Raw genomic sequence first — 18,181 nt, 5'->3', positions numbered from 1 at the left:
TTTAGAGTTTAATCAAGCAGCCGCTTTGAAGAGGAGATTCACAATGGCACATGTGACGCCTTTCTCCAACCCCCTTCTTTTAGGATTTGAAACCGTGGAGAAAACATTGCGACGTATTGGTAAAGCTGATGAGGCCTACCCAGCCTATAATATTGAACGTTTGAATAAAAATGATGATGGAAACCATATACGTATTACTTTAGCCGTTGCTGGATTTAAAGTTGATAACCTCAATATTTTGCTGGACGATAATCAACTTATCATTCATGGTAAGCAGACAGATAATCAAAATCATCAATATCTATACCGCGGTATAGCTGCACGTCAATTTCAACGCACCTTTGTTCTCGCGGAAGGAATGCAAGTCATAAATGCTGAATTGAAAAATGGTCTTTTATTAATTAACCTGCATCAACCAAAGCCAAAAAAGCAGACGAAGCAGATTCCGATTAAAGTCAGCGATAATCAATGATACAAAAATTAAGACATAAAGGAATAAAAAAATGGGAGAGCACAAACAGAACATATTATTGCAAGATGTAACTCGCTCTGATGCAAAACAGATCGCTTATTTAAAAAAAGTTTGCACAGATGACCTGGCTAAAAATTTTCCAGATCTTCCACCAATGACCCCAGGTATTACAATATGGGCTCTCTTTGGTGAAACAGGTTATCCAATTATTTTATCTGATGAGCGCTCTGTTGCTCTTGCAGGAGCCAATGAGCATGAAATACAAATTGTCACTCTGCATTAGATTTTTATAAAAGTCCATGCATCTATCCCTATAAATTGTATCCATTTTATACGATATACAATAAGAGAATGATCTCTTTTTTGAGAAGAAAATTGTAAAAAAATCTGATTTTAAAAAATTATAACTATTTTCAACAAAAACCACTAACTTACAACCTTCAGATATTTCTATTACGCATCATCAAGCTTTTCGAACAAGAGAGTTCGCTCTTGTTTTTTCACAAAAAATCTTTATTTATAAACGGCATTTTATGGATGATTTTCTAAGTTTTTTTATGTTGAACTTCTTAATCATGGAGCGAATTTCAAAGTGAATCGAATAGCTCTCTGATGATATGTTTTATAGTTCTCTTTAACGTTGTCCACATGCTCTTAATTGCTGATCATAATGTTTAGACATTATTGCCATGCGCTCTGCTGCCTTTAAAACCGCTTTAGTTGCATAACCTTTACTACGCGCATAAGCAGCATGTCCCATATGGTAATTTAAATAAAGATTATACGCATCGTCAGCCCTAATACCATTACGTTGAACACTTTGACGATGATACCAAGCGACAAAATCAACAGAATCTTTAAAGTTAGAGCGCCGTGCAAAAGACCTTCCTGAAGAGCGAATATACATCGCCCACGTATCATCAATGGCTTGAGAATAACCATAAGCTGTAGATGGACGTTTCCATGGAATAAAACCAAGTAATTTTTTGCGTGGAGGACGTGCATTATAACGAAAACTAGATTCTGTATTAATGGTAGCAAGAATAATAGGCATAGGAATCCCGTAACGCATTTCTGCTTTTTTAACCGCATCCCTCCAGTTGTTAAAAAAACCATTTTTTTGAGCTAAAACAGCGCAAGCATTGTTTGTATATAGGGGTGGTTTTGTTGCACAGCCTCCCAACAAAAACACAAATGCCCCTAAAAACAAAAAGCGCTGCATATTTTTATCCCTCTTACAGTTTTGAAAATTAAATAAAGGCATACACCATAGAAAATCTTCTAACCAACAAAATATAACCACATTTTAATATGGTTATATTTTATTATGTAGAAGTTTAGCTTTTCTCTTCATCTACTAATTGCAATTTTTTCGGCTGAGTAGGGATTGATTGCGACCGAGAGTCATCTTCTTTTAATTCAAAAGCCTCAATGCGACTAGCCCGTTTCATAATTTTAGAGGATGATATCAAAACCGCATCAATATCTTCACCAACTTTGTAAAAATGCTTCTGTAAAGCACGAATACGTGTATCCATTCGTCCAAAATCTTCCATCAATTTTACGACTTCTGATTGAATCAAATGTGCTTGTTCACGCATTTTTGCATCCCTCATAATAGTTTGCACAACTTGAACAGATAACATGAGTAAAGACGGAGAAACAATAATGACATGCACCCGATTAGCTTTTTGTACCAATTGCTCAAAATCTTCATAGATTGTTGCAAAAATCGATTCTGATGGTACAAAAAGAAAGGCAGTATCATGCGTTTCTCCAGGAATTAAATATTTTTGCGCAATATCACGAATATGCACTTCCATATCAGTACGAAATTTACGCTCTGCTTCTTGGCGTTCTTGAGGTGATGATGCATTACGCATCGCATTCCAAGCCTCTAAAGGGAACTTAGCATCAACAACAAGAGAAGGTGCTTTATTAGGCATATGAATGATACAATCTGGCCGCTTTCCATTTGAAAGAGTTGCTTGAAAAGCATAAGAATTAGCTGGCAAAGCATCAGCAATAATCGCTTCCATACGTCCCTGACCAAAAGTCCCGCGCGTTTGCTTATTGTTTAAAATTGCCTGTAGCTGAACAACTTGCCCTGTAAGTGACTGAATATTATTTTGTGCAGCATCAATCACTGCTAATCGTTCTTGCAAACGCGTCAAATTGTCATGAGTTGATTTAGTTTGTACCTGAAGAGTTTGTCCCAAATTGGTTGTCATTACGTTGAGCTGTTCACGAATAGACTGATTGAGCTCAGCCTGCCTTTGACCAAAAATTTCAGCCATCGCTTGCATACGTCCTTGCATTTCAGCTTGTGTTTTCAACAATGCCGCCATTTGTGTTTGCGCTTCACTAGCACGTTCGGCACTTTCAGTTTCTAAAAGTATCTTTTTTCGATAAAAAAATACCAGTATAAAAATAAAAAAAACCAAACAAACGAGTAAAAACAAAGTCATCACTTGAGAAAAAGGCTCGCTAAAGAGTGTAAAAGAAAAAAACGAATCAAGCATAAAGTAATAATATAATTATCTTATCGTAAAAAATGCAAAAATCTATTATTCAATATTGACCCATAACGAACCATTGACTAATTTACGCTTATGTCAATTAAATCTTTAGTTACCTTACCAGATCCAGTTCTGCGAAAACTGTCCGAACCTGTAGAGCATATCGATTTAACAATCCAACGGCTTGCTGACGATATGTTAGATACTATGTATGACGCCGACGGAATTGGTCTTGCTGCTATCCAAATTGGAATACCCTTACGTCTATTGGTTATAGACATCTCGCAAAATGATACTACAAAAAATCCTCTTGTCATTATCAATCCAGAGATCTTATGGTCGTCAGATGAGCGAAATATCCACACAGAAGGATGTCTTTCTATTCCTGACTATTATGCAGAAGTCGAACGCCCAAAACGCGTTCGTGTTCGTTATAATGATCGTCAAGGACAACTGAAAGAAATAGAAGCAGATCATCTTTTAGCAACTTGCTTACAGCACGAAATCGACCATTTAAATGGCTGTCTTTTTGTTGATCATATTTCAAAAATAAAACGCGATATGGTGATACGAAAATTTAAAAAACGATCAAAAGAAAAAAAAGCTCGGGAAACGATTTTATAATGGCATTACGGTTAAGTTTTATGGGAACACCTGATTTTTCTGTTCCTATGTTACATGCTTTATTAAATGCTGGTCATGATATTGTTGCTGTTTACAGTCAACCCCCTCGTCCAGCAGGGCGTCGTGGTTTAAAATTGGTCCCTTCCCCTGTTCAAAACGCTGCAATAGAAAAATCTATTCCTGTATATACACCTCAAACACTTAAAACAGCTCAAGAGCAAGAGCGATTCGCAGCACTTTGTGTTGATGTTGCTATCGTTGTCGCCTATGGACTGATTTTACCAAAAGCTATTCTTGAAACACCGCGCTTTGGTTGTTTTAATGCTCATGCTTCATTATTACCGCGATGGCGTGGCGCTGCACCTATTCAGCGTGCAATTATGGCTGGTGATAAACAAACTGGTATGATGATCATGAAAATGGATGAAGGTTTAGATACAGGACCAATCGCTTTATCTCAATCTGTCTCTATCACTGATAATATGACAAGCGATGAACTTTCAGATAAGCTTGCACATATAGGAGCAGAACTTATTGTAGAAGCTTTATCAGCTCTTGAAAAAGGTCAACTTACATTAACGCCACAATCATTGGATGGGGTGACTTATGCCTCGAAAATAAAAAAAGAGGAAACGCAAATTGATTGGACAAAGTCAGCAGAATTGATTCATAAACATATTTGCGCTCTCTCCCCTTTTCCTGGTTGCTGGTGCGAAATGGTTATAGGGGGAAAACGGCAACGCGTAAAAATTCTCAAAAGTCGTTTAGCCATTGGTCCTTCTCTTGAAATTGGTCGGATAGAACCAGACAGTTTAATTATTCATTGTGGACAGGGACGCCTTGAAATAACCCACCTTCAAAAATCAGGTGGCAAAATTCTTGATAGCACAACATTTTTACATGGATCTCATATTTCTGCAATTTTTTGATATGCCACGTTTTAAACTTACTATTGAATATGATGGATCAAATTATGCGGGCTGGCAACGTCAAGAAGGGCTTCATACCGTTCAAGGAGCTCTTGAACAAGCCAGTTTTTGTTTTAGTGGTCAACAATTAACCATTACAACAGCAGGTAGAACAGATGCAGGTGTACACGCCACAGGACAGGTTGCCCATATTGATTTTGAAAAAAACTGGAACGCTCATACTATACGCGACGCGCTCAATGCTTACTTACGACAGCAAGGAGAAAGTATTTCAGTCCTAAATGTCCAGAATGTTCCCGACAGCTTTAATGCACGATTTTGTGCAATAAGACGTCATTATCTTTTTAAAATTCTTAACCGTCGCTCACCACCAGCCCTAAACGCCAACCGCGTGTGGTGGATCCCTAAACCACTAAATTCAGATGCTATGCATGAAGCTGCTCAAAAACTTGTAGGACGGCATGATTTTACCACTTTCCGATCAGCTCACTGTCAAGCCAAGAGCCCTATTCGCACCCTTGAACGTCTAGATATTTTAAGGGAAGGAGAAGAAATTTTCTTGTATGCGCAAGCCCGCTCTTTTCTTCATCATCAGATCCGCTCATTTGCAGGAAGCCTCATGGAAGTTGGAATCGGGCGCTGGACAGCTCAAGATCTTGAAGCAGCACTTCATGCAAAAGATCGCGCTCGCTGCGGCATGGTTGCACCTCCTTCAGGACTTTATTTAACACAGGTTGACTATTAGCTGTCTTTAAAAGAGCTTTTACCGAAAACTGTTAAGCCAGTTTATAAAAAGAACAAATAATTTCAAACGCTTCTTTTGCTGTATCAACGAATTTTACAAGTTCTACATCAGAATCGGAGATCGTACCTTGCTCGGATAAATAATCAATATTGATAACATTTTTCCAAAATTCCTTACCAAATATTAAAATTGGAATCTTCTTCATAGATCCTGTTTGCACTAAAGTTAAAGTTTCAAATAATTCATCTAGGGTACCAAATCCTCCAGGAAAAACAGCAACTGCCTTTGCTCGTATTAAAAAATGCATTTTTCGCATCCCCAAATACTGAAAATTAAAACACAAGGGGGCAGTAATATAATTATTGGGTAGTTGTTCATGAGGCAGAACAACATTCAAGCCAATTGTTGGTGCACCAACATCAGCGGCACCGCGATTTCCTGCTTCCATGATCCCAGGACCCCCCCCTGTAGTAACCACAAATTCACGATATTCTGTAGTAGCAGAATAGCTCGAACATAGACGTGCTAATTCTCTTGCTTCATCATAGTAATGCGACATAGCTTGCAAATTTTTCTTTTGTGTTTCATTCTTAGCTGCCCATGCCTCTTGTTTAGATTCTGGAATACGGGCCCCACCAAATAAAACAACTGTTGATTGAATTTTATATTTTTGAAAAGCCATTTCTGCTTTTATAAACTCATGATTCATGCGTTTTAAATGCAATTCAGCACATCTTAATTCTTGATCCATATAAGCTAAAGAACGATTTAGTGGGTGCATTTGTGATGTATCAGATACTTCATTCATTTTTAACTTTCCCTCTTCATGTAAAGGAGATTTAGAATCCAATTTTTTTTCTTTTTTCATCTTTATTTTACAACTTACTTCCACATATCTATCTTATTCTTATCTAGTGATTTTATTGACTGCATATATACCTTCGTGTAGATCGTAAATAACAATTTATGCTTTCAATTTATTTAATGGAATGCTTTATAATGGCTAATTACACGCAACTTGAAACGATTATTGAAGAAGCATTTAACAATCGTGATTCTATTAATACAACTACAAAAGGAGAAATCCGTGACAGCGTTGAGCATGCGCTCGATCTTTTAGATAAAGGAGAGATTCGTATAGCCGAGCGTCAAGCAGATGGACAATGGCATGTATACCAGTGGTTGAAAAAAGCGGTACTTTTGTCTTTCCGGCTTAATCCTATGCATGTCATTGCAGGCGGAATCAATCAATCATACTGGTGGGATAAGGTACCTTCAAAATTTGCTCATTGGAAAGAAGATGATTTTAAAAAAGCAAATTTCCGCTTAGTACCTGGAGCAATTGTGCGTCATTCTGCCTACATCGCTCCTAACGCCATATTAATGCCCTCCTTTGTTAATCTTGGAGCCTACATTGGTGAGGGAACAATGGTTGACACATGGGCTACTGTCGGGTCCTGCGCACAAATCGGTAAGCATGTCCATCTTTCTGGTGGTGCTGGTATTGGAGGCGTTTTAGAGCCATTGCAAGCAAACCCAACAATTATTGAAGACAACTGTTTTATCGGAGCACGTTCCGAAGTCGTTGAAGGCTGCATTGTCCGTGAAGGTGCAGTTTTAAGTATGGGGGTCTTTATTGGAAAATCTACAAAAATTATTGATCGTGCAACAGGTGAAGTTTTTGTAGGAGAAGTCCCCGCTTACTCAGTTGTTGTTCCTGGTTCACTTCCTGGCAAATTATTACCAAATGGCGAGGTTGGTCCTAATCTGTATTGTGCAGTCATTGTTAAACGTGTTGACCAAAAAACAAGAGAAACAACGTCGATTAACGATCTTTTACGTGACTAAAGAGTATTGTTTTAAAGATCTTAATTTATAAAATAAGCGCGCACTAGTTAAACAAAAAAGGATTTTTTTCGTTATTTATCCATTTTAAGAGCTTGGATAAAAGCGGACTGAGGAATTTCTACTTTTCCAAACTGACGCATACGTTTTTTACCTTCTTTTTGTTTTTCCAAAAGTTTGCGCTTACGAGTAATATCCCCACCATAACATTTAGCTGTCACATCTTTACGCAAAGCACGAATTGTCTCACGAGCAATAATTTTACCACCAACTGCAGCTTGAATTGGAATTTGAAACATATGTTGAGGAATGAGATCTTTAAGCTTCTCACACATAGAACGCCCGCGTTTTTCTGCTATACTGCGGTGCACAAGCATAGATAGTGCATCAATAGACTCACCATTGACTAAAATAGACATTTTAACCAAATTGCCTTCAGAATAGCCAATCATCTGATAATCGAAAGAAGCATATCCTTTTGAAACTGATTTCAAACGATCATAAAAATCAAAAACAATTTCATTTAAAGGTAAGTCATATGTTACCATAGCACGTGTCCCGACATAGGATAAACCAACCTGTTGTCCACGTCGCTCTTGGCAAAGTTCTAAAACTGCACCAAGATAATTATCAGGCGTCATAATTGTTGCCCGAATCCATGGCTCTTCAATAGAACTAATCTTAACAAGATCAGGCATATCAGCAGGATTGTGCAATTCTTTAATAGAACCATCAGTCATATTCATACGATAAACAACAGAAGGTGCTGTGGCAATTAAATCTAAATGAAATTCACGTTCTAAACGCTCTTGAATAATTTCAAGATGAAGAAGCCCTAAAAAACCACAACGAAAACCAAATCCTAAAGCAGCCGATGTTTCCACTTCAAAAGAAAAGCTAGCATCATTTAATCGTAGTTTCCCCATGGCTGTGCGTAAATCTTCAAAATCACCTGCATCAACTGGAAAAAGACCACAAAAGACAACAGGCTGAGCAGGACGGAAACCAGGCAGCGCTTCTTCACAAGGGCGGCGTTCCTCAGTAATAGTATCCCCAACCCGTGTATCAGCAACTTCTTTAATAGAAGCGGTTATAAAGCCAATTTCTCCTGGTCCTAATTCATCAATCTGTACCATTTTAGGAGTAAATACCCCAACCCGTTCAACGGGATATTTTGCTCCTGTATCCATCATGCGAATGGTTTGACCTTTTTTTAAAACACCATCAATCACCCGCACCAAAACAATAACACCAAGATAAGTATCATACCAACTATCAACCAGCATGGCCTTTAAAGGCTTAGAGGCATCACCAGTGCGCGGAGGCGGCAATTGCATTACAATTGCTTCTAAAACATCTGCAACACCCAAACCTGTTTTGGCTGATATTTCTACTGCATTAGACGTTTCAATGCCAATCACATCTTCAATTTGTTCTTTAACACGTTCAGGTTCTGCTGCCGGAAGATCAACTTTATTGAGTACAACAACTAACTCATGAGAATTATCAATAGCTTGGTAAACATTCGCTAATGTTTGTGCTTCCACCCCTTGACTTGCATCCACTACCAATAATGAACCTTCACAAGCTGCTAATGAGCGCGATACCTCATAAGCAAAATCAACATGACCAGGCGTATCAATAAGATTGAGAATATAAGTTTCACCATTCTTTGCCTTATAATGCAAACGTACAGTTTGCGCTTTAATGGTAATCCCACGCTCGCGTTCAATGTCCATTGAATCTAGCACTTGCTCTTTCATCTCTCGTGTTGCAAGCCCACCCGTCATTTGAATTAAACGATCGGCCAAAGTCGATTTTCCATGATCGATATGTGCTACAATGGAAAAATTACGTATATGATTGCAATCTATAGTCATACAAGGCGCTTTAGCAAAGAATAACAAAAAACGCAAAGACCAATTACGACCATCTTAAATATCTTCAAAAGAATAAAGAAAAAAGACTCTATAAAAAAATTAACGTTCTTTATTTGCCTTAAATTAGTATCCAACCACCATAAAACATTTTGTATATTGTGTATATAACGCTCTTTTCTGGTTTTATATTACAGTTTGCTTGATCAACTTTAGAAAAAAATTATTACCCTTTTAAAAGAAGTCGCAACACTAAAAATTCTCTTGGTTTTTAATATTTTTACTGCATATAAATAAATGCTGAAAGTTGAAATGAATATATTTTATTTTGTTGCAAAAAACACCATTTCAACTACTGTTTTCAGAATAATGCACCAATTTATTTTACAATTATCTTATCTTTTTTTAGCCATTGTGATGGTTGTAATTCAGACACAATAATCCCTATTAAAATCAGCAATCCCCCCGATATAGCTAAAGGAGATAAATACTCTCCAGCCAAACGCCCAACAATTCCAGCCCATATTGGTTCACCTGCATAAATAAGTGTTGCACGCGTAGGAGAAACAGATTTTTGTGCCCAGTTCATGGCGAACTGAATCACCGCACTCATGAGTGCCAATCCCACACCAACACTCAACCATACCCATGAAAATTCAGGAATGCTTTCCCCTGCAAATGGCATAAAAGAAAATGAAAAAAAACTAGCAAAAAACATCTGTATAACTGTAATGCGATAACTATTGACTTTACTAGCAAAAAAACTAATCAAAATGATTTCTGCAGCAATTGCTACAGCACCCAGCAAAGTGAAAACTTCACCCTTTGAAAAATGAACACCCTCTACCCCATGTCCTGAAATAAATATAAGTCCCAAAAAAGCGAAAATAATACCAATCCAACTGGTTAAATGAGGGGATTTTTTAAAAATAATCCACTGCAATATTGGAACCATAGGCACATAAAGCGCTGTAATAAAAGCTGATTGGCTACTAATAATTGATTGGAGTCCAGATGCTTGAAAAACATAACCGAGAAACATCGCAAAACCAATCACCATACCAGCAAAGATCTCATAAATAGTTACACCTTTCATAGAGCGCCAAAACATCACTCCACATATCAATGATGCAACGATAAAACGAAACCCTACAAAAAAGAGAGGGCCACTGTATTGCACCGCAATACGTATTACAAGAAATGTAATTCCCCAAAGTACTGTTGCAAAGAACAGTGCCAATTCCTGTTTACTAAATGAAGGGCATCTCAACTGTTTCATGACAGCCATAAAACTCTTTCCTCTAATTTATATTTTATATATATTAGGAAACTATAAGCGTCCCAACCCCTTGTTCGGTAAATAACTCAAGTAAGACAGAATGTGGAGTTTTGCCATTTAAAATAACTACACCTTCTACACCATTTCGAAGAGCATTAACACATGTTTCTACTTTTGGGATCATGCCCTCTGAAATTGTCCCATTCTTAATAAGCTTTTCAGCTTCAGAAACTGTTAGTTCTTTCAAAATTTTTCCTTCTTGGTCAAATACTCCAGGAACATCAGTCAAAAATAAAAGACGTTTAGCTTCTAAAGCACCAGCAATAGCTCCAGCAAAAACATCAGCATTTATATTATAGGTTTTTCCATCACGACCTGGAGCAACAGGAGCAAGAACTGGAATCATCTCAGAACAAGCCAAAAGATCAAGCAATGTTCGATCAATTGCAACAGGCTCACCAACAAATCCTAAATCCAAAACGCGTTCAATATGCGAATCGGGATCAATTACAGTCTTATAAGCTTTTTCCGCAAAAACCATATTGCCATCTTTTCCGCAAAGACCAATCGCCCATTCACCTTCAGCATTAATAAGAGCAACAATTTCTTTGTTTATGGACCCTGCCAAAACCATTTCAACGACTTCAACGATCCGTTCATCTGTCACACGCAAGCCATTTTCAAATCGCGATTCAATCCCCATTTTCATTAAAATATTAGCAATTTGAGGACCACCACCATGAACCACTATAGGGTTAATGCCTGATTGTTTTAAGAGAGCAATATCACGCGCAAACGCCCGACCCAAATCGGGATCCCCTATAGCATGACCGCCATATTTCACAACAACTGTTTCATTTTCATATTTTTGCATATAAGGTAAAGCAGACGACAAAAACGCTGCTTGTTTTTCAAGAACATTTGCAGCACCTTTCTTGATATCATCCATCAAAAAAAACTCCTCCTCACTTTTCACCATCTCTTAACAAAATTTAGAAAAATGAAAATAATTTAAAAATAAGCTCCATTTTATCCATCCTCTGAAAAATCGTCAAATCATCTTAAAGTTATGACAAAAACAATGATGGAATAAACTTAAAGCGATTTCATTAATAAGAATCAAACTGAAAATTGGCTCAAAAACGTTGCATATAAAGTACTATTATTTTGTGACTCTATATATAAAATTTGGTAAAAAAGCTTCGAAACATTTTACAAAAACTCTTCTATGCGCAGACTATATTCTTATTTTATATTTAGTCGAATAACCTTAAACGCATCGCAATTTAGATATCGAACATAAATAACAGACTGATTACAAAACATTCTGAATATACGTATAACTGTATAAAAATTATAGCAATATGAGAACTATAAACACTCGCTCTCCTGTTGACCAGAAACGTACTTATTCAATTTTACAAGCACTAGAAATAAACACAATTTCTAGAATCATAAAATATAATATGCAAATTAACTGGCAACAGGAAATTAGCAAAGAAAAGCTAATCTGAAATTAAATAAAAGCGAGTAAAAATCCTTATTTTTTAAGCAGAGATCATATTAACGATTTTGATGAAATAAAATTTCATTAAAATAATCTGTTTAAACATATCTTTATTACATTCATTCATGAATTTTGACCAGAAATATTCTCAAAAAACTCCTTCATCCGTGAAAAGAAACCGTGTGACTGTGGCGAATTTTCATGATTTGAAAGCTTATCAAATTCTTGCAACAATTCACGCTGCTTTTTTGTTAATTTCTGTGGTGTTTCAATTGTGATATGAATATAAAGATCACCCCTAGCTTGTTGGCGTAACATAGGCATTCCTTTGCCTTTTAAACGAAACTGACGCCCATTTTGTGTCCCTTCTGGAACCTTAACGCGTGCTTTAACACCGCTAAGATCAGAAACTTCAAACTCACCTCCTAAAACAGCTGTAATCATTGAAATAGGAACACGACAGTGAAGATCAGCCCCATCTCGTTGAAAAAACTCATGCGGTTTAATAGAAAGAAAAATATAAAGATCGCCATTGGGACCACCACGAATGCCGGCATCACCCTCACCAGAAAGACGAACACGTGTACCATCTTCGATACCTGCTGGAATATTCACGCTCAACGAACGATTTTTTTGTACACGTCTTGTTCCATGACATTTGGGACACGGATCCGAAATGGTTTCACCACGTCCATGACATACAGGGCATGTACGCTCAATAGAAAAAAAGCCTTGTGCAGCACGCACACGACCAGACCCATGACAAGTTCCACAGGTTTGCGGCTTAGAACCCTTTTTCGCACCCGATCCCTCGCAAAGATCACAAGTAACGGAACTTGGAATATTAATTTGCGCTGTTTTTCCTGAAAATGCCTCTTCTAAAGTCACTTCCATATTAAAGCTCAAATCTGCACCCCGCTCACGACCATCACTACGCTTGCGATGTCCACCATCCATAATGTCGCCAAAAAAATCTTCGAAGATATCGGCAAACCCGCCGCGAGCAGAAAAACCACCAAATGGATTTGCTCCATCTCGACCACTGTTTTCGAATGCCGCATGACCAAAGCGATCATAAGCGGCTCGCTTTTGAGGATCTTTAAGAACTTCGTAAGCTTCCCCAATTTCTTTAAATTTCCGTTCAGCTTCCTTATCTCCTGCATTACGATCAGGGTGATATTGCATCGCTAATTTACGAAAAGCAGATTTTAGCTTTTTATCGTCACAGTCGCGGGTCACACCAAGAATTTCATAATAATCAACCTTCATCATGTATTCCTGATTCATCGTCATCCATCGTAGGACAACATTATTTTTAATTTATGTCTTTAGCAACAAAGTTGCAACTAACCTTCAACAACAAAGCCCCGCCTTATATTTCAAAGGCCGGGTTTTATCGACGAATCAATGTGTTTTGCTTACACTATTTCTTTTTGTCATTAATTTCTTCGAAATCAGCATCAACAACATCATCATTCTTTGTATCTGTTTCAGTGTCGTTAGCTGTTTGTGAAGCTTCATACATAGCCTGCCCAAGCTTCATGCTGACCTCTGCTAATTTCTGCATTTTTGCAGTTACTTCTTCAGTATCGGTACCATCAAGTGCAGATTTCAAGTCAGATATTGCTGTTTCAATCTGCGCTTTATCGTCAGCTGTCACTTTATCACCATATTCTGTTAAAGACTTCTCCGTTGAATGGATCAAAGCTTCTGCTTGGTTTCTAGCTTCCACACCTTCACGTCGTTTTTTATCTTCAGCGGCATGTTCTTCTGCATCTTTAACCATTTTTTCGATGTCAGCATCACTCAAACCACCTGATGCTTGAATACGAATCTGATGTTCTTTACCCGTTCCTTTGTCTTTGGCTGAAACATTCACAATACCGTTCGCATCAATATCAAAAGTTACTTCAATTTGAGGCACACCACGCGGTGCAGGTGGAATACCAACAAGATCAAATTGCGCTAATAACTTGTTATCATTAGCCATTTCGCGTTCACCTTGGAAAACACGAATAGTCACAGCATTCTGATTGTCGTCGGCTGTTGAAAAAACTTGTGATTTTTTAGTTGGAATAGTGGTATTGCGTTCAATTAAACGTGTAAAGACTCCACCTAATGTTTCAATGCCCAAAGATAAAGGCGTTACATCCAATAGCAAGACATCTTTTACATCACCTTGCAATACGCCTCCTTGAATAGCTGCCCCCATCGCCACAACTTCATCAGGATTAACCCCTTTATGTGGATCTTTGCCGAAGAAGCTTTGTACGACTTCCTGAATTTTAGGCATACGAGTCATACCACCAACTAAAACAACTTCGTCAATTTCGCCAGCACTCAACCCTGCATCTTTTAGTGCAGCCTTACAAGGCTCGATAGTACGCTGAACTAAATCATCAACCAAAGATTCAAACTTTGCTCGCGTTAATTTCATTGTTAAATGTTTTGGACCAGATTGATCCGCGGTAATAAATGGCAAATTAATTTCAGTTTGCTGTGAAGAAGAAAGCTCAATTTTTGCTTTTTCAGCTGCCTCTTTTAAACGCTGCAACGCCAATTTATCATTTTTTAGATCAATTCCTTGTTCTTTTTTGAATTCATCCGCAAAATAACCAACTAAGCGCATATCAAAATCTTCACCGCCTAAAAAAGTATCTCCATTGGTCGACTTAACTTCAAAGACTCCGTCTCCAATTTCAAGTACAGAAATATCAAATGTACCACCTCCAAGGTCGTAAACAGCAATGGTCTTTCCATCTTTTTTATCCAAACCATAAGCCAAAGCCGCAGCTGTCGGTTCATTGATAATACGCAAAACTTCAAGTCCAGCAATTTTACCAGCATCTTTAGTGGCTTGACGTTGTGCATCATTAAAATAAGCAGGAACAGTAATAACAGCTTGCTCTACCTTTTCACCAAGATAAGATTCGGCAGTCTCTTTCATTTTTTGCAAAATCATAGCTGAAATTTGCGATGGAGAATATTTCTTGCCTGACTCTTCAACCCATGCATCACCATTGTCGCCTTTAACAATTTTATAAGGCACAAGTTTTTTATCCTTTTCAACCGTAGGATCACTAAACCGACGCCCAATTAAACGTTTAACTGCAAAAATCGTTCCTTCAGGATTCGTCACTGCTTGCCGTTTAGCAGGTTGTCCAACAAGCCGTTCGCCTCCATCAGTAAATGCAACAACAGAAGGTGTTGTCCGCGCTCCTTCTGAGTTTTCAATGACCTTTGCATTTTTGCCATCCATAACGGCAACACAAGAGTTAGTCGTCCCCAAATCAATACCAATTACTTTTGCCATATTATAATCTCCATTCAGCAAGCTGTCTCAACCTTTATCAAGCATCTTTCTAAAACAGCTCCTTATAACATTCAAAGCCTGCCTATCATTCCAAATTATAAAAATAATAAACCGAAAACCGCAACAAGCCCTGTTACTTGGTATATAAGAACAAGCTTTTATCCCTACAAGAGAATAATGCAGAAACATTTCCAAAATAAAATTTTTTTGTTAAAATAATATAATATTTACGCAATAATATTACGTGTAACCATATCTTCGTAAAAAATACGAATGTAATAGCCGTTTTTTTCTTCGATTCTTATAAACATCAAAATCTCAGTTTACAAAACAATCTATAAAAATAACAGTAAATGTTTGTGTATCTTCTTGGCACATTTTTTCTTCATTACCATACATAATACTCATACAAAAAATTTTGTTTAAATATAACAATTTTATATTACAAATATTGTAACTTTTCTTAGCAAAATCTCTATTAACAGTATATTATCTATGTGTTTAATGACACAATTCTCTATACACCCACTTATAATGTTAAACTTAACCTTAAAACATTTAATTTATAAAGAAATTATCTATAAATACAATCTCAGTATCGAGTGCTTTTTTAAAAAGCGCATCTTGCACAAACCTTTAGAAGTCCCATTTTCGATATATTTAGCATAAATTTCTCTTAATCTATATATCAATAGAAATCTTCTACTCTTAAATGAGTAACAGTTTTAAAATTTGACTAGGTTCTATCTCTTTTTTCTAAAATGAACAGATCACTTCACAATTCCTTTTCTACATAATTAATATTAGTCAAGAAATTCTCTCTTTTATTTTTAACAAAAACTTTCTAAAAATAAATAAAGATATTCAAAATAAATCGGAGGGTATACAATGATGCTACTTATCACCGGAAGAATAAAAAATGCTATATCTTTGGACTCGAGTTATATGAAATATTCAATCAGAAAAATTATTACAAATATCATATCGACCCTGATCTTTGCTTTTATAGCTCTGCCCGTAACTGCTCATCAATATCAAGTTGGTGACATAGAAATTATTGACCCTTGGACACGAGAAACCCCTAAAGGTATAAAAACCAGCAGTGGTTACCTCTATATCATTAATCATAGTAGCACTCCAGACCGTTTGATTGCTATTTCGGCAAACGATGTAGAGATAACAGAAATTCACTCTATGACAGTTGCTAACAATATTATGAAAATGGAAAAAATGCATAATGGTGTAGAAATTCCCGGCAATGGTGAAGCTACACTAAAACCTGGTGGTAATCATATTATGTTTATGGGAATTTTAAAACCATTCAAGAAAGGCGATAAAATCAGTGCAAAATTAACATTTGAGAAAGCTGGTACAATTGACGTTTACTTTGAAGTAGGCGCTCTGGGAGCAACATCACCTCCAAAATCACTCCTTTATCAATAAATTCCTTTCATCACCTTGATCAGTACGTTAATATGGGAAGCGTGAAAGTTTTTTACCCTTCCCATCCTTGTTGAACGTTACAGAATATGCTGTAAAAAATAATGTGCTTGCACCGCGTATAATTAAGTGCAATCAAGCCAAAAAATATATAAAATCTATCTCACATAAATTTTATAAGACACTTTGACATAAACTTATCGACTTAAAAGATAAATGCGTTTTATCGTCTAATTTTTTTTGATTAATTTTTAGGGAAATTTCCTAAAAATCATTATCAAATTCTATTCTATCAAAACGAGAACTTTTTTAAATGAATATTTCCGCTTCTTTAACAATTGATATCAACAGAAAAGATCTTTAACGAATTGCAAAAAACAAAAGTGCTCTCTTCTTACAAACCTAAATACTCATTCTTCTGTGTCAAATTACACATTGTCGAATATAGCCTTACAAACTCTTATTTTTAATTTATTCCTATATCATACTGGGATTTTTAAAATATTTTAATCAAACCTAAAAACTGTTATAAACTTATTTGATAGAGTAGAGATATATCTTATACCTAAAATTGCATTATTCTCATTGCATTATTTTCTTCCTTCTGCAAGCAAAGAGTACATTTCTTAATTGTTAACAATAGAAAATGAGCCTGTTTATTTCTTAGACGTAAACAACATAAATCCTTGATAAAAAAAATTAATGAAAATTTTATCTAAAGAAAGGATCTTAATGTTCACAAAAGCATTATAAAATTGCAAAGACAAAGAACTTTTCACACAGATATGAAAGGTTTTTTACTCTGCTACAAATTGTAGCATATTTGTTTTGCAAAAAAAATGTGAACTCCCATATAAATAGCGTAGGCGATTTACTGCCAGGACAATAGAAAGGTCTAAGAAGCTATGAAGGATACTCCAACAATCACCCAAACGATTGTACTTGTTGATGATGACCGCAACATTTTAACGTCTTTATCTTTTGCGCTTGAGACAGAAGGCTATCGAGTTGAAAGTTACACAGATGGAGCATCTGCACTCAAAGGCTTAACATTACATCCCCCACATTTAGCTATTTTTGATATTAAAATGCCTCGAATGGATGGTATGGAACTGTTGCGTCGGCTTCGTCAAAAATCAGATATTCCAGTTATTTTTCTTACCTCTAAGGATGATGAAATTGATGAGCTATTTGGTCTTAAAATGGGAGCTGATGATTTTATTACAAAACCTTTCTCTCAACGCCTTCTCATTGAACGCGTGAAAGCTATTTTACGTCGTTCAAATGCCCGCAACCAACCACTTACAGCAGGAGCTTCGCCCGCATCCTCTATTAAACGTGGAGATCTTGTCATGGATCAGGAACGTCACACCTGTACTTGGAAAGATAAACCTGTTATCTTAACCGTAACAGAGTTTTTGATTCTTCAGACTTTAGCACAACGACCAGGAGTTGTAAAAAGTCGTGATGCTTTGATGGATGCTGCCTACAGTGATCAGGTTTATGTAGATGATCGCACCATTGATAGTCACATTAAGCGTTTGCGTAAAAAATTTAAACAAGTGGATGATGATTTTGCAATGATTGAAACACTTTACGGTGTAGGTTATCGTTTTCACGAAGTTTAATAT

Annotated in this window: 16 protein-coding genes; 8 read left to right on the top strand and 8 right to left on the bottom strand. The window is 36.6% G+C overall.

The window, feature by feature from the left end; genetic code table 11:
* Positions 1-43 precede the first annotated feature (43 nt).
* Together V4P55_RS06130 and V4P55_RS06125 are read left to right on the top strand one after the other, a co-directional pair.
* The gene (locus V4P55_RS06130; RefSeq protein ID WP_455474207.1) at positions 44-472 is read left to right on the top strand and encodes an Hsp20 family protein; all 429 of its coding nucleotides are present in this window, start codon (positions 44-46) and stop codon (positions 470-472) included.
* Positions 473-503: 31 nt separating this feature from the next.
* Entirely contained in the window at positions 504-755 is a 252-nt protein-coding gene (locus V4P55_RS06125) for a BQ00720 family protein (RefSeq protein WP_455474206.1), read from the top strand.
* Between the two features lie 351 nt (positions 756-1,106).
* On the opposite strand, the gene V4P55_RS06120 is transcribed toward V4P55_RS06125, so the two are convergent.
* Both V4P55_RS06120 and V4P55_RS06115 read right to left on the bottom strand, forming a co-directional pair.
* Positions 1,107-1,694 carry a transglycosylase SLT domain-containing protein gene (locus V4P55_RS06120; RefSeq protein WP_455474205.1) on the bottom strand — a complete coding sequence of 196 codons (588 nt, stop codon included), beginning with the start codon at positions 1,692-1,694 and terminating at the stop codon, positions 1,107-1,109.
* 115 nt (positions 1,695-1,809) lie between these two features.
* Positions 1,810-2,994 carry a DNA recombination protein RmuC gene (locus V4P55_RS06115; RefSeq protein ID WP_455474204.1) on the bottom strand — a complete coding sequence of 395 codons (1,185 nt, stop codon included), beginning with the start codon at positions 2,992-2,994 and terminating at the stop codon, positions 1,810-1,812.
* Between the two features lie 90 nt (positions 2,995-3,084).
* On the opposite strand from V4P55_RS06115, the gene def reads away from it, so the two are divergent.
* Genes def through truA form a run of 3 tightly spaced genes read left to right on the top strand, consistent with a single transcriptional unit; the run spans position 3,085 to position 5,289 of the window.
* Positions 3,085-3,615, top strand: a complete 531-nt coding sequence (def, locus tag V4P55_RS06110) for a peptide deformylase (RefSeq protein ID WP_455474203.1) — start codon at positions 3,085-3,087, stop codon at positions 3,613-3,615.
* Complete coding sequence (gene fmt / locus V4P55_RS06105; protein WP_455474202.1) at positions 3,615-4,544, top strand: methionyl-tRNA formyltransferase; 930 nt, start codon at positions 3,615-3,617, stop codon at positions 4,542-4,544. Before def ends, fmt begins: the two co-directional genes overlap by 1 nt.
* Before the next feature lies 1 nt (position 4,545).
* The gene (truA, locus tag V4P55_RS06100; protein WP_455474200.1) at positions 4,546-5,289 is read left to right on the top strand and encodes a tRNA pseudouridine(38-40) synthase TruA; all 744 of its coding nucleotides are present in this window, start codon (positions 4,546-4,548) and stop codon (positions 5,287-5,289) included.
* Positions 5,290-5,320: 31 nt separating this feature from the next.
* On the opposite strand, the gene V4P55_RS06095 is transcribed toward truA, so the two are convergent.
* Complete coding sequence (locus V4P55_RS06095) at positions 5,321-6,157, bottom strand: LOG family protein (RefSeq protein WP_455474198.1); 837 nt, start codon at positions 6,155-6,157, stop codon at positions 5,321-5,323.
* 131 nt (positions 6,158-6,288) lie between these two features.
* On the opposite strand from V4P55_RS06095, the gene dapD reads away from it, so the two are divergent.
* Positions 6,289-7,137: a 2,3,4,5-tetrahydropyridine-2,6-dicarboxylate N-succinyltransferase gene (gene dapD / locus V4P55_RS06090; RefSeq protein WP_455474197.1), complete on the top strand. Its 849-nt coding sequence runs from the start codon at positions 6,289-6,291 to the stop codon at positions 7,135-7,137.
* 71 nt (positions 7,138-7,208) lie between these two features.
* Here the strand turns inward: dapD and lepA are convergent, their stop codons facing one another.
* From lepA to dnaK, 5 genes are all read right to left on the bottom strand, one after another.
* On the bottom strand, positions 7,209-9,014 hold the full coding sequence (gene lepA / locus V4P55_RS06085) for a translation elongation factor 4 (RefSeq protein WP_455474196.1): 1,806 nt from the start codon (positions 9,012-9,014) through the stop codon (positions 7,209-7,211).
* A gap of 376 nt (positions 9,015-9,390) precedes the next feature.
* The gene (locus tag V4P55_RS06080; protein ID WP_455474195.1) at positions 9,391-10,299 is read right to left on the bottom strand and encodes a DMT family transporter; all 909 of its coding nucleotides are present in this window, start codon (positions 10,297-10,299) and stop codon (positions 9,391-9,393) included.
* A 34-nt stretch (positions 10,300-10,333) separates the two neighbouring features.
* Positions 10,334-11,239 (bottom strand): acetylglutamate kinase, encoded by a 906-nt coding sequence (gene argB / locus V4P55_RS06075; protein ID WP_455474194.1) that lies wholly within the window; start codon positions 11,237-11,239, stop codon positions 10,334-10,336.
* 681 nt (positions 11,240-11,920) lie between these two features.
* Complete coding sequence (gene dnaJ, locus V4P55_RS06070) at positions 11,921-13,066, bottom strand: molecular chaperone DnaJ (protein WP_455475063.1); 1,146 nt, start codon at positions 13,064-13,066, stop codon at positions 11,921-11,923.
* Between the two features lie 154 nt (positions 13,067-13,220).
* Positions 13,221-15,110 (bottom strand): molecular chaperone DnaK, encoded by a 1,890-nt coding sequence (gene dnaK, locus V4P55_RS06065; protein ID WP_455474193.1) that lies wholly within the window; start codon positions 15,108-15,110, stop codon positions 13,221-13,223.
* An 888-nt stretch (positions 15,111-15,998) separates the two neighbouring features.
* Between dnaK and V4P55_RS06060 the strand changes: the two genes are divergently transcribed.
* Both V4P55_RS06060 and V4P55_RS06055 read left to right on the top strand, forming a co-directional pair.
* Entirely contained in the window at positions 15,999-16,553 is a 555-nt protein-coding gene (locus V4P55_RS06060) for a copper chaperone PCu(A)C (protein WP_455474192.1), read from the top strand.
* A 902-nt stretch (positions 16,554-17,455) separates the two neighbouring features.
* Complete coding sequence (locus tag V4P55_RS06055) at positions 17,456-18,178, top strand: response regulator transcription factor (protein WP_455474191.1); 723 nt, start codon at positions 17,456-17,458, stop codon at positions 18,176-18,178.
* Positions 18,179-18,181 lie beyond the last annotated feature (3 nt).

Source organism: Bartonella sp. B30(2025) (genome assembly GCF_053793825.1).
This window is presented reverse-complemented; position numbering and strand designations above follow the sequence as displayed.

What these genes read in the sequence shown, in the direction of transcription:
- V4P55_RS06130 (WP_455474207.1), top strand. Translation starts at nt 44, where the DNA reads ATGGCACATGTGACGCCTTTCTCCAACCCCCTTCTTTTAGGATTTGAA.
- V4P55_RS06125 (WP_455474206.1), top strand. Translation starts at nt 504, where the DNA reads ATGGGAGAGCACAAACAGAACATATTATTGCAAGATGTAACTCGCTCT.
- V4P55_RS06120 (WP_455474205.1), bottom strand. Translation starts at nt 1,694, where the DNA reads ATGCAGCGCTTTTTGTTTTTAGGGGCATTTGTGTTTTTGTTGGGAGGC.
- V4P55_RS06115 (WP_455474204.1), bottom strand. Translation starts at nt 2,994, where the DNA reads ATGCTTGATTCGTTTTTTTCTTTTACACTCTTTAGCGAGCCTTTTTCT.
- def (WP_455474203.1), top strand. Translation starts at nt 3,085, where the DNA reads ATGTCAATTAAATCTTTAGTTACCTTACCAGATCCAGTTCTGCGAAAA.
- fmt (WP_455474202.1), top strand. Translation starts at nt 3,615, where the DNA reads ATGGCATTACGGTTAAGTTTTATGGGAACACCTGATTTTTCTGTTCCT.
- truA (WP_455474200.1), top strand. Translation starts at nt 4,546, where the DNA reads ATGCCACGTTTTAAACTTACTATTGAATATGATGGATCAAATTATGCG.
- V4P55_RS06095 (WP_455474198.1), bottom strand. Translation starts at nt 6,157, where the DNA reads ATGAAAAAAGAAAAAAAATTGGATTCTAAATCTCCTTTACATGAAGAG.
- dapD (WP_455474197.1), top strand. Translation starts at nt 6,289, where the DNA reads ATGGCTAATTACACGCAACTTGAAACGATTATTGAAGAAGCATTTAAC.
- lepA (WP_455474196.1), bottom strand. Translation starts at nt 9,014, where the DNA reads ATGACTATAGATTGCAATCATATACGTAATTTTTCCATTGTAGCACAT.
- V4P55_RS06080 (WP_455474195.1), bottom strand. Translation starts at nt 10,299, where the DNA reads ATGGCTGTCATGAAACAGTTGAGATGCCCTTCATTTAGTAAACAGGAA.
- argB (WP_455474194.1), bottom strand. Translation starts at nt 11,239, where the DNA reads ATGGATGATATCAAGAAAGGTGCTGCAAATGTTCTTGAAAAACAAGCA.
- dnaJ (WP_455475063.1), bottom strand. Translation starts at nt 13,066, where the DNA reads ATGAAGGTTGATTATTATGAAATTCTTGGTGTGACCCGCGACTGTGAC.
- dnaK (WP_455474193.1), bottom strand. Translation starts at nt 15,110, where the DNA reads ATGGCAAAAGTAATTGGTATTGATTTGGGGACGACTAACTCTTGTGTT.
- V4P55_RS06060 (WP_455474192.1), top strand. Translation starts at nt 15,999, where the DNA reads ATGATGCTACTTATCACCGGAAGAATAAAAAATGCTATATCTTTGGAC.
- V4P55_RS06055 (WP_455474191.1), top strand. Translation starts at nt 17,456, where the DNA reads ATGAAGGATACTCCAACAATCACCCAAACGATTGTACTTGTTGATGAT.